This window comes from Polynucleobacter sp. AP-Latsch-80-C2, assembly GCF_018882185.1.
Taxonomy (GTDB): Bacteria; Pseudomonadota; Gammaproteobacteria; order Burkholderiales; family Burkholderiaceae; genus Polynucleobacter.
Genome location: NZ_JACVOY010000007.1, coordinates 64,831 through 78,681, shown reverse-complemented (window position 1 = coordinate 78,681; position 13,851 = coordinate 64,831). Strand labels below are relative to the sequence as shown.

The 13,851-nt window shown below is 42.4% G+C and carries 13 protein-coding genes and 1 pseudogene; 12 read left to right on the top strand and 2 right to left on the bottom strand.

Going from position 1 to position 13,851, the window contains the following annotated elements:
* Window positions 1-17 precede the first annotated feature (17 nt).
* Window positions 18-452 carry a DUF2244 domain-containing protein gene (locus ICN47_RS08990; protein WP_216219598.1) on the top strand — a complete coding sequence of 145 codons (435 nt, stop codon included), beginning with the start codon at window positions 18-20 and terminating at the stop codon, window positions 450-452.
* Here the strand turns inward: ICN47_RS08990 and ICN47_RS08985 are convergent.
* Window positions 444-989, bottom strand: coding sequence for a DUF4149 domain-containing protein (locus ICN47_RS08985; protein ID WP_216219597.1), 546 nt, complete (start codon window positions 987-989; stop codon window positions 444-446). The two genes, ICN47_RS08990 and ICN47_RS08985, sit on opposite strands and share 9 nt — an antisense overlap.
* 35 nt (window positions 990-1,024) lie before the next feature.
* Between ICN47_RS08985 and ICN47_RS08980 the strand changes: the two genes are divergently transcribed.
* The 11 genes and pseudogenes from ICN47_RS08980 to ICN47_RS08930 all read left to right on the top strand — a co-directional run bounded on the left by ICN47_RS08980 (window position 1,025) and on the right by ICN47_RS08930 (window position 12,351).
* Window positions 1,025-1,612: an Rrf2 family transcriptional regulator gene (locus ICN47_RS08980; RefSeq protein WP_216219596.1), complete on the top strand. Its 588-nt coding sequence runs from the start codon at window positions 1,025-1,027 to the stop codon at window positions 1,610-1,612.
* A 19-nt stretch (window positions 1,613-1,631) separates the two neighbouring features.
* A complete protein-coding gene (locus tag ICN47_RS08975) occupies window positions 1,632-3,032 on the top strand; it encodes an exonuclease domain-containing protein (protein ID WP_216219595.1) in 1,401 nt (466 codons plus the stop codon).
* A 119-nt stretch (window positions 3,033-3,151) separates the two neighbouring features.
* Complete coding sequence (locus ICN47_RS08970) at window positions 3,152-3,661, top strand: hypothetical protein (RefSeq protein WP_216219594.1); 510 nt, start codon at window positions 3,152-3,154, stop codon at window positions 3,659-3,661.
* Between the two features lie 34 nt (window positions 3,662-3,695).
* Complete coding sequence (locus tag ICN47_RS08965) at window positions 3,696-4,727, top strand: linear amide C-N hydrolase (RefSeq protein WP_216219593.1); 1,032 nt, start codon at window positions 3,696-3,698, stop codon at window positions 4,725-4,727.
* 149 nt (window positions 4,728-4,876) lie between these two features.
* A complete protein-coding gene (locus tag ICN47_RS08960; RefSeq protein WP_216219592.1) occupies window positions 4,877-6,418 on the top strand; it encodes a M20/M25/M40 family metallo-hydrolase in 1,542 nt (513 codons plus the stop codon).
* Between the two features lie 178 nt (window positions 6,419-6,596).
* A pseudogene (locus ICN47_RS08955) lies at window positions 6,597-7,730 on the top strand (linear amide C-N hydrolase).
* A gap of 90 nt (window positions 7,731-7,820) precedes the next feature.
* The gene (locus ICN47_RS08950; protein ID WP_216219591.1) at window positions 7,821-8,648 is read left to right on the top strand and encodes a hypothetical protein; all 828 of its coding nucleotides are present in this window, start codon (window positions 7,821-7,823) and stop codon (window positions 8,646-8,648) included.
* Between the two features lie 21 nt (window positions 8,649-8,669).
* Entirely contained in the window at window positions 8,670-10,544 is a 1,875-nt protein-coding gene (locus ICN47_RS08945) for a carbon-nitrogen hydrolase family protein (protein ID WP_216219590.1), read from the top strand.
* 66 nt (window positions 10,545-10,610) lie between these two features.
* The gene (locus tag ICN47_RS08940) at window positions 10,611-11,264 is read left to right on the top strand and encodes a cupin domain-containing protein (RefSeq protein ID WP_216219589.1); all 654 of its coding nucleotides are present in this window, start codon (window positions 10,611-10,613) and stop codon (window positions 11,262-11,264) included.
* A 123-nt stretch (window positions 11,265-11,387) separates the two neighbouring features.
* On the top strand, window positions 11,388-11,927 hold the full coding sequence (locus ICN47_RS08935) for an OmpA family protein (protein WP_216219588.1): 540 nt from the start codon (window positions 11,388-11,390) through the stop codon (window positions 11,925-11,927).
* Between the two features lie 25 nt (window positions 11,928-11,952).
* Complete coding sequence (locus tag ICN47_RS08930; RefSeq protein WP_216219587.1) at window positions 11,953-12,351, top strand: hypothetical protein; 399 nt, start codon at window positions 11,953-11,955, stop codon at window positions 12,349-12,351.
* Window positions 12,352-12,438: 87 nt separating this feature from the next.
* Here ICN47_RS08930 and ICN47_RS08925 read toward each other — a convergent pair whose 3' ends face one another.
* Complete coding sequence (locus ICN47_RS08925) at window positions 12,439-13,848, bottom strand: DUF2252 domain-containing protein (RefSeq protein WP_216219586.1); 1,410 nt, start codon at window positions 13,846-13,848, stop codon at window positions 12,439-12,441.
* Window positions 13,849-13,851: the final 3 nt, after the last annotated feature.

The following is a 13,851-nucleotide window of genomic DNA, read 5'->3' as shown; positions in this document are numbered from 1 at the left end:
ATTCTCTAGTCGTCGACATGAGTAAAAATCGTTGGCAAATGCGAAGAAATTGCGCGCTGACACCAAAGCAACTGCTTCAGTTCTATATTGTTTTGGTCTGCCTTTCGCTGATCGTAGCAGTTGGTTTCTTTTTAGCTGGGGTGTGGGTTATCCCAATTTTTACGACGCTAGAATTAAGTGCGGTAACAGTTGGTTTTTTAATCTACTGCAGACATGCCTTAGATTGCGAAACAATTGAAATTGAAGGTAAACGTCTTTTAGTCAAGAAATTTATTGGCTATAAAGAGACTATTTACGAATTTAATACTCAGTGGGCAAAAATCGAGCCACCAATTGAGAATTCAAAAGTATTCCATATTAGCCAATCCAGCTTACGGGTTGAGCTCGGTCAGTTTGTAAGGTATGAGCAGCAGCTGGCTTTGATATCCTCTGTGAGGCTGCATTTAGGGTGACTGGGCCTCACCCAGTCTCCATGCCATTAGAGCGCTAGAAAAAATTTGGGCACCTAGTAATAACAACGTGAGGCTATTTAATATTACAAAGTAGCTTGCAAAAGGCGAGAACATGACTGGCATTCCATCCTGTAGCGCCGTTTCTCTCAAGTAATCCATGCGCGGTATCAGTAAAAAATTGGTAATTGTAATGAAAACCATCAACATCAGTGATGGCAAGCGAACCGCCTTCAGCCGGGATATGCCTCTTTTAATCAAGAGGTTGGAGACGCTCAAGATGACAAATGTGCATCCCAAAAAATAATACGAGAGATGTTGCATCAAGAGATGGGCAATCATGCCCGCCACCTGAGGGTCCTCCATCACAAGATAAGCACTCAGACCTCCAAGAGCCTGAGCAATGATCCCGCCAGCCACCAAATAAGCAAGTAAGTTCAGTAGGCGGAGTGAGCGGAGGTATGGGCTTTTGAGAACTTCAACCATGGGGTAAAAAGGGTTAATTAGTGCGCTGCAGCAGAAAGCTGAAATCAGTTTCATACTAGCTCCAATCTAACTTTTATGCCAAAAACACCATGGAAGTCACTAAAGCAGTCAAAGTAGCACTGAATACCCTAGTTGATATTGCAAGGCACTCGACCAATGGCCAACTAGTGCCCGTTCCAGAAATAGCCCAAAGACTGCAAATGTCGATCAGTCGTATCGAGTTATTGCTTCGACCTCTTCGAGAATCGGGGCTGGTCATTGGCATTAAAGGGCGAACTGGCGGTTATCAACTCTTAAAAGACCCTCGCACCATTACGATTAAAGACATTGTTTTGGCGATGAATCGCATTAAGAAAAGAAAAGTAGAGGTATCTGATATTGCAAAAGATCTTTATCAGTCGCTAGAGACTTACATGATGAATTGCATTTCAAACGTCACTTTAGCTTCCGCTATTAAGGACTATATTCCATGCTTTAGTGAGGCACAAACTGCACCTGAAAGAAAATCTTATTTTCCTGCTAAGGCTGAGGTGAAGGTCAAGCAAGAAAAAAAACCCAAAGGAGAGATCCAAAAAGTGGTGAAGGGCGCATTTAAAAAGATAGAAGAAGTTCCCCGCGGACCTAATTCTATTTTTAGCTTTGCTGACTATCTCAATAGAAACTCACCAGCAAACTGAGTTTATAAAGTTATTTGACGTGGATATTAATGAGGTCACGTACCCTGATTTAGCTTTTGTAGATATTGAAACTACCGGGTCTCATTTTGATCGCGATCGCATTACAGAGATTGGAATAAAAACCCTAGCCAGCAATCAAATCCAGGTATGGGAGCAGTTAATCAACCCGCAAACCTTTATTCCGCAAAATATCCAAAGGCTGACTGGCATCTCTCCGCAGATGGTTGAGAATCAGCCAAGCTTTGATCAGGTTGCGCCAGAATTAAAACGGGAGCTTGAAGGAAAGATATTCATTGCTCACAATGCCAGGTTTGATTACGGCTTTATCAAAGCTTCTTTTAAAAGAATCGGTATAGACTTCAAGCCTAAAGTGTTATGTACAGTCAAACTCTCAAGATTGCTCTTTCCAGAGCAGCCTCGCCATAATCTAGATACCATCATTAATGCCCATCAGCTTCAGGTGAGCGCCCGTCATCGTGCACTAGGCGATGCAGACTTATTGCTTCAGTTTTGGCGAGTATGCGAATCGAAGTTTGGGAAAGAGAAGCTCAACGAGGTCATTCATCAACTTGTTGGGAATCCTAGTCTGCCGCCAAATATAGATAAGGAATTAATAGACTCCATTCCTGATGCGCCTGGCTGCTATATCTTTTATGGTGATAACAAGACCCCCTTGTATATCGGTAAGAGTATTTCTTTACGTAGTAGGGTAATGGGCCACTTTCAAGGCGCATTAACGCAACGCAAGGAAATGAAGCTTTCTTTGCAAATCCGAGATATAGATTGGATTGAAACCAGTGGAGAGCTTGGCGCTCTTATTCTGGAGTCAAGGTTGATTAAAGAACGTATGCCTAGCATGAACATTAAGCTTCGGAGATCCAAGGATCTCTGTGGGTGGAGCTTGGTTCAAGATGAGTCTGGCGTATTGATGCCTACATTAGTAACGCATCAGCAATTAGCCCCTGGTTTGCAAGATAATTTATATGGTTTGTTTTATAGCAAACGAGAAGCACACTCTTACTTAAAGGCCATAGCGAAAAAGCATCATCTTTGTGAAGCATTGCTTGGCTTAGAGAAAAGGGTTGAAGGTAAATCATGTTTTGGTTATCAGCTAAAGCAATGTGGTGGTGCGTGCCTTAATCTCACACCAATTGCTTTGCACAACCTGCAACTAAAGACGGTATTAGAACTCTTTAAGGTGCAGGTATGGCCTTATTCTGGGCCCATCGCTATTCAAGAGGGCGGTGAGATGATTGTGATTGATAAATGGTGCTACCTAGGCACCGCTATTAATCAAAATGAGCTGTATGAGCTAGCGGAATCTGGCGATGCTGAGTTTGATCTTGATATTTACAAGATAGTTAAAAAGGCCTTGTCAGGGGCTTATAAGAAACAAGTGATTCATTTCTCAGCCCAATGAAATCAACGACTTAGTAAGAAACTCTTAGGTCACTTTTCCTTTTATGAAGGTAAGTCTGCCTTCGGATTTCGGTATAGTTCTATGAAGTGTATTTGACCTTAAATCCCATAGAAACTTTCATGAAATTAAGCCAAGTTCAGCATTTGATTTTGTCGCTATTTAAAAAGTGGGTGATATTAGCTACTTACTTTACTTTATGGTTTAGCGCGCTTACGTTTTATAACGAGGCTGCATTGCATTTGGAAGCATCAAGAGTCATTGGATATGGCGTAGCAATTATTCAAGCTTTACTGCTTTCCAAGTTTTTGGTTTCCGCTGAATACTTTCAGCCGGTAGGCTCTTTATATAAATCTAATATCTACTTAGCAGCAATACTTCGCACGACTTTTGACTCTATTTTTGTTCTGATATCGCGTATTTTTTCGGCTGGGTTAGAAGGCACTCTTAAGCATCAAGGTTTTGTTGAGTCTATGCTTAATTTTTGCCAGGGAGATGTTTTACATATCCTTTCTTTAGTCTGTTTGTATTGGCTTATTGTGCTGCCTTATGTAGGGTATTGCCTTTTGGAGCAAATAGCTGGCGAACAGAGTGTGCAGTCGTTCTTGATGTCAAACAGAAAATCGATTTAATTATTTCAGCTGTTCAATTTCGCAAGGAAAAATTATGTGTACAAGTTTTTTATTGAAGGCTAGTGATGGCGGGGCGGTATATGGTCGCTCAATGGAATTTGGAATGCCCCTCAACTCCCAGCTGATGATTAGCCCAAGGGGTTATCAATACCAGGGCATAGGTGTGGATGGAAAGGCTGGAACTGGCTTAAATTGGACATCTAAATATGCCGTTGCTGGAATGAATATTTTGGGGCTTCCCACTTATGCCGATGGCATGAATGAAAAAGGCTTAGTTGGTGGGTTGCTCAATGCGCCTTTTACCGCTCAATATCAAGATGTTTCTCAAGCGGACTCAGCAAATAGCATTAACTCTAGTCAAATATTATTATTCGCCTTAACAAACTTCGCTACCGTCGATGAAGTAAAAGCTGGCTTTGAGAAAATTTTTGTAAATCGCTCAACCGTTGCCGCATACAAGAATCAAACTCCACCGGTGCGAGTGCCTCTTCATGATGCTAATGGGAATAGCATTGTGATTGAATACATCAAAGGTAAATTAGTCATTACAGATAATCCAACACATGTTTGCACAAATGATCCTGTGTTGAGCGAGCAATTTATTAACATTGGTAACTATGCCAATTTAACGAACATTGAGCAAAAGCCCTTAGTTGTCAATGGGACTACATATCAGTCTCCTAGCTCAGGTAACGGCATGCATGGTTTACCGGGTGACTACTTGAGTCCAAGTCGATTTATTCGCGCGTTGTTTCTCTCGAAGTCAGTCCCAACTAGCTACAACACCGAGAAGATGGTCAATGCAGCCTGGCATATCACTGGAAGCTTTGATATTCCGCCAGGAGCAATTACCTTAACTGCAGATAATCCCTATGGCGGTGGCGTAGATGGTATTGAGATTACCGAATGGATGATTGTTGCCGACTCTAAAAATTTGATTTACACCGTCAAAATGTTTGAATCAACCAATGTCTATGCATTTGATCTGAAGAAAATCAATTCTGATGCTAAAGATCTGACGTATCTCAAGCTAGACAAGCCGCAGATGCCAATCCAAATGAATTGATAGAACAATAGGTCTGCTTTCATAATCCTTTGACCTCAAACTCAAGCCTCGGGATCAATGGGAAAAAAGCAACCTATCTGAACTTCATTCAAAATACTTGATAGTATTTAGTAGATTCAATAATAAAAACATCAGGTAGGAGACAAGAAATGCTGGGAACCAAGAAACTACTTACATTGCTGGCATTGGCTGGACTATTTTTATCTGCAAACCCGCTTTTTGCTCAGTCTGCTAACTTAAGTCAAGAGCAAGTCGTAAAGTTTGCTCAGCAGAGCTTTCCTGAGTATTTGCAATTGCTCAATATTCCTAGTGATGCTGCTGTACCAGCGGATATTCAAAAAACAGCAGAATTTATTGCGAGCGCATTTCAAAAGAGAGGATTCGCCACCGAGCTGCTTGAAAACCAAGGTAAGCCAATGGTTTATGCGGAGTTTAAGAAATCGGTGCCTGGAGCCAAAACGGTTTTGTTTTATATGCATATGGATAGTCAGCCTGTCGTTCCATCAGAATGGGCTCAAGCGGATCCCTGGAAACCGGTTATTAAAAGTAAGAACGCAGCAGGTAAGTGGGTAGAAGTTCCTCAGGATAAAATTTTTGCGCAGAATCTAGATCCGGAGCTCAGATTTTTTGGGCGTTCTACTTCTGATGATAAGGGGCCCATCATGATGTTTCTGGCTGCCTTTGATGCAATGAATACGCTTGGCATTCAGCCAGGCATCAATGTCAAAGTAATCATTGATAGCGAAGAAGAGAAGGGCTCCCCTTCAATTCGCGCAGTTGTGAATGCTCATCAAAAGTTGCTAAAAAGCGATGGCATTGTCATATTTGATGGTCCAACCCATGCAAGCAATCGGCCTACTTTAATTTTTGGTAATCGCGGTAATACTCGTACTACTCTTACGGTATATGGTCCGAAAGCGCCATTGCATAGTGGTCATTATGGCAATTACGTGCCGAACCCAGCGATGCGCTTGGCACAATTGCTCAGTTCAATGAAGGATGAGAACGGAAAAGTATTGGTTGCAGATTATTACGGCAACATTTCGCTTTCGCCAGAGGAGAAGGCAATACTTTTAGAAACCGGTGACGATGAGGCAGCAATTCGAGCGCGTGTAGGTATTGCCAAAGCAGAAACAGTAGGTGCAAATTATCAAGAGGCTTTGCAATATCCTTCGCTCAACATACGAGGGATGGCTTCTGCATCGATTGGCGCGAAGGCTTCAAATGTTGTTCCCCATCTCGCAATTGCTGAGCTAGATTTACGTACAACCCCAGAAACTCCGCCTACTTATTTATTTGGCAAAGTGACTGAGCATATTCAAAAACAGGGTTATCACCTAATTTCAGGTGAACCGACTGATGAAGAGCGTGCTAAATACGATAAATTAGCTACTTATAAAATGGGTACAGGGGGTAAGGCGGTTCGCACTCCAATGAATGATCCTCTTGGGGTGTGGGCCTATACCGCCATGAAGAATTCTCCACAGAATGCTGGCAAAACGCCCGTACGAATTCGAATGATGGGCGGAAGTGTTCCAACAGATAGCTTGGTTGAGGGATTAGCCGTACCCTTTGTCATCATGCCTTTAGTCAATGGGGATAATAATCAGCATAGTTTTGATGAGAACCTACGCATGGGTCATTATCTGGATGGCATTCAGACTGTGGTGGAGTTAGTTAAAACTCCTTAACACTTTGGGTGGGCCTGTCTACCCTTGTGCCCAGATGGATCCCTTCATGCAGGGGTTAAGGGTTATCCCTTTCTGTCTAAGATAGAAACATGCACCTAAATCACGTATAAATGAAGTTAAGTTATCGGGTCCTGCAGTTAGGAATGCCCTCTATTTTTAAATGAAAGAAAAGTAACACATGAAAATTAAAAAATTAGTAAGTTTACTTACGATTACATCACTAATTCTTGCGTCTGTCGGCAATGCAATTGCATGTACATCCCTGTTAATTACTGACCTTAACGGTAATGCCTATCATGGAAGAACTTTAGAATTTAGCAATATTATTCCGACCAATATGACGTATTTTCCCGCTGGAACGAAGATAGAGTCATTTACTCCAGCTGGTAAGACAGGCAAAACATTTAATACGAAATATGCACTGATTGGTATGGGAGCATCTTTGGTCCCAAATGCTAAGCAAGTGAGTTTTGCTGATGGCATGAATGATCAGGGTTTAAGTATGAAAACCAATTGGCTTAATACAACCACTGATGTCCCAGTAGGCAATGATGACTCTAAGATTTTGGCTGTAACGGATTTATATCCTTAGGTTCTTGGCAACTTTAAAACGGTCGCAGAATTAAAGGCATCTTTTGCTAAAAAAGAGGTAGATTTTTGGTTGCCAGTAGTAAAGGCTCTCAGTCCTAATCCATGGCCTCAGCACTACCACGTTGTCGATAAAACTGGCGATAACATCGTGATTGAATTTACCAACGGGAAAATGAATGTTTATGACAATCCTGTTGCCGTCATGACGAATGGACCTAATTTTCCATGGCATCTTGAAAATTTAAACAACTACACTTTTAATAACGTCAATAAGAACACTGGACAATTAGGTAAGCTCAAATTGGCTACACCAGATGCGGGTATTGCCCTTACTGCATTGCCTTCTTCAGAAACTTCACAAGGTCGCTTTGTGAAGGCAGCATTCTATGCAAACTATGTTCGCAAGGCAAAGACACCTGATGATGCGATGATTACTCTGGCTCACATCATGAATAACTTTGATCGCCCATATGATTTAACGATTGATACTGGCGGTGGTTCTGGTGATGGTGTTCGCAGTAAAGATGCTTCAAGCGAGGTGACAATCTGGACAACAATGAGTGATTTAAATCGCAATCAGTACTATGTTCGGAGTATTAATGGAATGAATTTTGCTGTAGTAGACTTAAATAAACTGAAGAATCTAAAGCAAGTTAAGTCCGTCTCTACGTATGATGTTGATAAATCAGTTGGTGATCTCTTTACTTTATTTAATAAGTAATTTGATTGATTGGAACGAATAAAGCCGCCTTTAGGTGGCTTTATTCTTTTAGAACTGCCCAATTTAAATAGAATGATGTGCTCTAAAGAAATGAAGAAAAACCGGCTTGTATTTTGTCGGAAATTTTCTGCTTACATCTGTGTCCTAGTCAGCGCCCAATTTTCAGGCGCAGCATTAGCGCAATCATCATCTGGCTCAATGAGCGATGCGGCCAAGGCTGGCCAAAATATGCAAAATACTTTGTATCCCCAGGTCCAGCTACCAATTTCATATAACTACAACCAAAGATTAGGCGCAAATAGCTTATCTCAACAGGCTGAGTTTTCATTTACGCCGATTATTCCCGTGACCCTTGACGATGATTTACAGCTCATCGTCAATCCCATGTTCACCTATAACCGAAATTCAAATGATCAACAGGTCACCAATCAAACGCAGCCCATGCAGCTAGCTACTTTTCTTGCGCCTGTATATAAAAATTCTTTTTATGCGGGTATTGGCCCCTATTTTCAATTGCCTGCAACGAATGCCAATAATGGCTCCATGCAAACTGGGCTTGGAGTCTCTGCGGGAGCATTCTTTACTCCGGAGCACTGGGTTATCGGAGCAGCACTCTCTAATGCTTGGGGCGTGGGCGGCAACATGTCAGGCGGTTCAGGAAATATGCTCAATGCCCAGCCGAAGATTTCTTACACTACCGATACAGCTTGGACATATAGCTTCTCGAGTCAAATTGCATATAACAATATGGCTAAAGCTCTAACCAACCAGTTAACATTGGGCGGTGGCAAGACAATGACTTTCTTTGGGTATCATGCCAGCTTACAGGCTGGCCCAACCTATATGGTGACTACAACGCCAACAAGCGCAAAAGGCTTTGGTGGATTTCTGGGTTTGACAGTGCTTCTTCCAAAGTAAATTTTTATACAGACAACTAACATGAAAAAAATAATCTCACTTGGCCTTTTTTTGCTGATCAATCTCATTTCGGTTGCGTATGCAGCTGAGATCAAAGTGGCTGCTGTTGAATTTAATCCCACCCCAAAAGATGTTGATGGGAATATTAAAAAGATAGTGGGCCTCATTACTACTGCCTCTGAGAGTGGTGCCAAATTAATGGTATTGCCTGAATTTGCGGTAACTAGTTTTGGATTTTCACCTGAGAATCCAAACAATTTTGATACGATCCCTGGAAGAGCTACTGCAGCTATCGAGAAAGTAACGCAAAAATACAATAACTACGTTGTTGTTGGAATGTATGAGCGAGATCCAGTAACAGGACTTATACATAATTCCGCGGCATTAGTGGGGCCTAAGGGACTGGTTGGGAAATATCGCAAGAACCAAATTCCTGAGGGTGACTACGACACTGCTGCGCCAGGCAACTTAGGTTTTCCAGTGTTTAATACTGATATTGGAAAGATTGCTATCTTGATTTGTTTTGATGATAGTCGCCTGCAATCGCTATTAATTCCGAATCTACGGGGCGCAGATATATTAGCAATGCCAATCGGCTCAGACATGATGCCTAAGTTTGAAAAAATGAGTAATGGCAACCATTCGACGATCTCTAATATTGCTGTATTGGCTGGCTGGACAGGAATGAATGTGGTTGCCAGCAATCAAACGGGTCTGATTAGCTTCCCTTCCATGGGCTTAGTGGACCAGTTCACTGGCGGCTCAACGATTTGGGATAACAATGGTAAGCAACTCAGTCAATCGAAGGTATCTACTTGGACTAAGCCATTACCACCAGAAACCATTTACGCAACGATAGATACTACAAAGAAGAGCGAACAAAAGGCATATTGGTTAAAGCATCGCCGTCCGGAGTTATATCAAGTCTATAACCTTTACAAAGCACCAGTTGATCCCGCTGCAAACAATACCCAAAATCAAATCTCTGCGCTCTTAGTTCAATATGAACCCGCCAATGGAAATGTAGGGGCAAATGCAAAGAAGGTAGATTCTTTAATCGAAAAGAATCATAACGTCTTTAATCTAGCCGTTTTACCCTTCAACTCCTTTTTGGGTAAAGTGAGTTTGAATAAAAATAATATTCAACAATATGCTGAGCCTATTGGTGGTAAGAGCTATACCCTAGCATCTGACTTGGCCAAAAAATATAAAACCTATCTCCTATTTTCTATGCCCGAAGTGAGTGATGGAAAATATTATGAGACAGCTATTCTGTTTGACTTCAATGGCAAGCAAGTCGGTTTGTATCGTAAGTCGCACCTGAACGATGAAGAGGGGTCCTGGGCAAGCGCCGGAAATGATCTTCCTGTATTTAATACTGCCGACCTTGGCAGAGTTGCCATCATGTTGAACGATGAGGTACGCATTCCAGAATTAACAGAGGTATATGCCTTAAACCGTGCGGATCTGATATTGATCCCTGCGGCCTATGATGGCAAGGTTTACGGTAGTGAAGTGAATATCCCCAAAGGCTTAGTCCCTGATGCCAGCAATCGGGGTATGAATATCTGGTTTGATATAGCCAAATATTCCCAGGCCTTTACCCTGGTAGCCAATTATCAGAACGAGTCTAGTAAAGAATTTATACGAAGTGCTGTCTACTCGCTGGTACCGGAAGAGGGTTACTACCCTCCCAATATAGCTCCCAATAAGGAAGTGGCCCATCAGGTTATGTTCACGACGCACACCAACAATACCCTATGGATAAATCAGCAGAGCCTAGTGGTTGGAAGAAGATATGACCTTGCAACACCGTTAACTTTGGACATGAAGGGCGAGTGCTTTAAGGAGTGGCAGACCAACTCAACAGCAAAGGGGTTGTGTAGTGGCAATTAGTCTTTTAGTGGTTTATCAAATTACTCGTTATGCTTTGTTAAGTTTCCTTATATTTGAATGTACTAAATGAATATCAACGCCGATTACAGTCAGAGGGTTGTGATTAATCACCATGACCTACCCTGGGTCCCCAGCCCCGAGTTGGGGATTGAGAGGCGCATGCTCGATCGGATGGGCGATGAGATAGCAAAGGCCACTTCTATCGTTCGCTACCAACCAGGATCCCAATTTAAATCGCACACCCATGAGTTTGGTGAGGAGATATTAGTGTTGGATGGGGTCTTTAGCGACGAGACTGGTGACTATCCTGCTGGTACTTACATCATGAATCCGCCGGGCTCTTCTCATGCCCCGCATAGCCAAACTGGCTGCACTCTCTTTGTGAAGCTACGCCATCTTGGTTCTGATCAAGTGGTGCGGGAGGTGTTGGATACCAAAACAGCGCCTTGGTTTCAGGGGATGGTTCCCGGCCTGAATGTAATGCCGCTCATGCAACAGGGCAGTGGTTCTACCTTAGTTCGATGGGCGCCACAAACTTACTTTAATCCCCACAGACATTTCGGTGGCGAAGAAATCTTTGTGGTGGGTGGGGTTTTTGAGGATGAGCATGGGCGCTACCCTGCTGGCTCTTGGATCAGAAGCCCACATATGAGTCAGCACCAGCCATTCAGCAAGGAAGGCTGCACCATCTTTGTGAAGACAGGGCATTTGCTGGATTAGTTCATGCAGTTTTTCTCCAGAATAAAGACAGAATACTAGCCATTTGGTTCGTATTGATCGGAATAGCCCGAGCTATACTACTAAAAGTAATAATCTTTACTTTATTCATTTACTGGAGAAAAAATGTCTTTATTCAAGCGTGTCACCCTTGCTGCTGTTGTTTTATTCACAGGAGCGCTGACAGCATGCGTTACGCAGCAGAGCTACAACTCACTCGATCAGGCTTATAGCCAATTACAACAAGCCTATCAAGGTGATGAAGTAGAAATTCGTCAACTGCAAGGTGAGCTGAAGATCACGATTAAAGACAAGATCTTATTTCCAGAAGGTGGATTTAAGCTGAACTCAAAGGCTGATCAAGTTTTGGCAAAGATGGCACCAACTCTTTCTGGCTTCAAAAATACAAAAGTAGTTGTACGTGGCTATACCGACAATGTTGCGATCGGACCTGAATTGCGTAAAGAAGGTATTTCTACAAATTTAGATTTGTCCTCAAAGCGTGCTGACAATGTAGTGGATTATTTGGTTCGTAAGGGCGTTGATCAAAACTTAATTTCCGCTCAGGGAATGGGTGAGACCAATCCGGTTGCCTCTAACTCAACACCAGATGGTAGATCACAAAATCGCCGTATTGAAGTTACCTTAGTTGGTCCAGGTAATTAATTCGCTACTCTATAAAGGATAAAAAATGAAACATTTATTAAAACTTTCTATTGCAAGTATTTTCGCAATGACGCTAGCGGCATGCGCTGGTACGGGTGATGTTAAAACCTCTTCGGCTGACTTTATCAAGGTAAATAACGGTATTTTGACTAGTAGCTATGGCAAGACTGTCTATACCTTTGACAAGGATCAAGCAGGTTCCGGTAAATCAGAATGCGTACTCACTTGTGCTGATAATTGGCCGCCTGTCTATGTTGAGCCAGGTATTAAGCTCTCCGGTGACTTTGCTTACATTAGTCGCAACGATGGACAGAAGCAGTTGACTTACAAAGGTAAGCCACTCTACTTCTTTGTAAAAGACAAAAATGCTGGTGATAAAACTGGTGATGGTGTTAACAACATCTGGCATGTAGTAACGCCTTAAGCGCTACTGAAAGTCGAATTACTAGGGAGTTAGTGAGAGAGCCCTCATCAGAAATGGTGAGGGCTTTATCTTTTGCAGGGATTGATACTAAAAGTTCTCAGTGGCACAGCTCATTTTTCCGGAATGAATTGCTTTTAAGAAAGTTGAATAATCCGCTTCATTTTGCTTGCTGTAGGCAATAGAGAAATCAACCAGCGCATCATCCAGTGCTTCAGATTTTCCGCAATAACCTGCAAGAACAGCGGGGTCTCCTGACCGTGAGTGCGCATTTGCAAGCGCCCAACCAAATAGTTTTGCAAAATCAGGAAATACTTTAGTGTTGATGCCGTCTTCGCCGATAGAAATTCCACCTTTCATATCACGCAATTGCCGGATATAGAATTCAAGCTCAGTTGTCTTGCCAAACCCTAAGAAAAGATCTGGGGCGCCTTGAATTAAGCATTGTCCGTGCACTACTCGCTCACCTTCGGAGCCAAATTGTGAGCTTGGAAAAAATGGCGCCAGAACAGATTTCTGCGCTTGTTTAGTTTGCAAAAAAAGTGGATCACTGACATCACGACCTTCGAAGTACAAAATCCAACACGAAGTTCCTACGCTGCCGACACCAGCAACTTTTCGTGCTGAATCAACCCATTTATAGCGTAACAACAGATTCTTACGATCTTCTGCTAAAGATTGCATATAAGAGTTCAGACCCTCATCATTGAGCTCCGATATTTTTCCGCCATGGATAGAGAGGGTCAGGTGCTCAATGAGTGGCGGTTGTTCAATTAGCCGCATGCCCGCAGAGGTCACTTCGGTTAATTTCCCAATAAGTCCCTGGCTATTATTTTTTCGTGCCTTATTGAGTAGTCTTTCTAAGTATTTTTGACTAGCTGGGTTTGCATGGCTTGTGGCAGCACTTAATAAGACTTTTTCATCAATATAACTACGCTTTAGGTCGATAAACGGAATGGCTGCGTATCGATGAAGATTATTTCGGTAGGCGGTGGAAATATTCCTGACAATCATTTCCCCATAAGCTTGATCTTGTCCTAGTAGCTGGGAGGCAATCATTGCGCTTGCAGCAAGGCGTTTTAGATCCCAGTCAAAGTTTCCGGGAAGTGTTTCATCAAAATCATTGATGCCAAAGACTAATTGATGCTCGGTAGTTGAAAAAAAACCAAAGTTGCTAACATGCATGTCACCACATAGTTGAACTTTAATGGGGGGACTTGGCAAATCCGCTAAGTCGTTAGCCATTATGGCTGCGCTACCTCTAAAGAATGCAAATGGATCAACTGCCATTCTTGCATGACGAATGGGGATGTATTTTGGAATACGGGTTTTGGCCTGTTCCAGCAAAATATCGACTGGAGAATGCCGATTGCTTGGAATTTTAAATTCGGCAAGCGAAGGTCGGCTTATCTGCTTTCTAATGGATTTTCCTAAATCAAAGCGCTCTTGTGGACTAAGATTTTTTTGAAGAAATGATTTATAGAGCTTACTAGTCATCATTTG

Bases quoted from the DNA above. Each gene is read 5' to 3' on its own strand.
- ICN47_RS08990 (WP_216219598.1), top strand. From the start codon at position 18: ATGAGTAAAAATCGTTGGCAAATGCGAAGAAATTGCGCGCTGACACCA.
- ICN47_RS08985 (WP_216219597.1), bottom strand. From the start codon at position 989: ATGAAACTGATTTCAGCTTTCTGCTGCAGCGCACTAATTAACCCTTTT.
- ICN47_RS08980 (WP_216219596.1), top strand. From the start codon at position 1,025: ATGGAAGTCACTAAAGCAGTCAAAGTAGCACTGAATACCCTAGTTGAT.
- ICN47_RS08970 (WP_216219594.1), top strand. From the start codon at position 3,152: ATGAAATTAAGCCAAGTTCAGCATTTGATTTTGTCGCTATTTAAAAAG.
- ICN47_RS08965 (WP_216219593.1), top strand. From the start codon at position 3,696: ATGTGTACAAGTTTTTTATTGAAGGCTAGTGATGGCGGGGCGGTATAT.
- ICN47_RS08960 (WP_216219592.1), top strand. From the start codon at position 4,877: ATGCTGGGAACCAAGAAACTACTTACATTGCTGGCATTGGCTGGACTA.
- ICN47_RS08950 (WP_216219591.1), top strand. From the start codon at position 7,821: ATGAAGAAAAACCGGCTTGTATTTTGTCGGAAATTTTCTGCTTACATC.
- ICN47_RS08945 (WP_216219590.1), top strand. From the start codon at position 8,670: ATGAAAAAAATAATCTCACTTGGCCTTTTTTTGCTGATCAATCTCATT.
- ICN47_RS08940 (WP_216219589.1), top strand. From the start codon at position 10,611: ATGAATATCAACGCCGATTACAGTCAGAGGGTTGTGATTAATCACCAT.
- ICN47_RS08935 (WP_216219588.1), top strand. From the start codon at position 11,388: ATGTCTTTATTCAAGCGTGTCACCCTTGCTGCTGTTGTTTTATTCACA.
- ICN47_RS08930 (WP_216219587.1), top strand. From the start codon at position 11,953: ATGAAACATTTATTAAAACTTTCTATTGCAAGTATTTTCGCAATGACG.
- ICN47_RS08925 (WP_216219586.1), bottom strand. From the start codon at position 13,848: ATGATGACTAGTAAGCTCTATAAATCATTTCTTCAAAAAAATCTTAGT.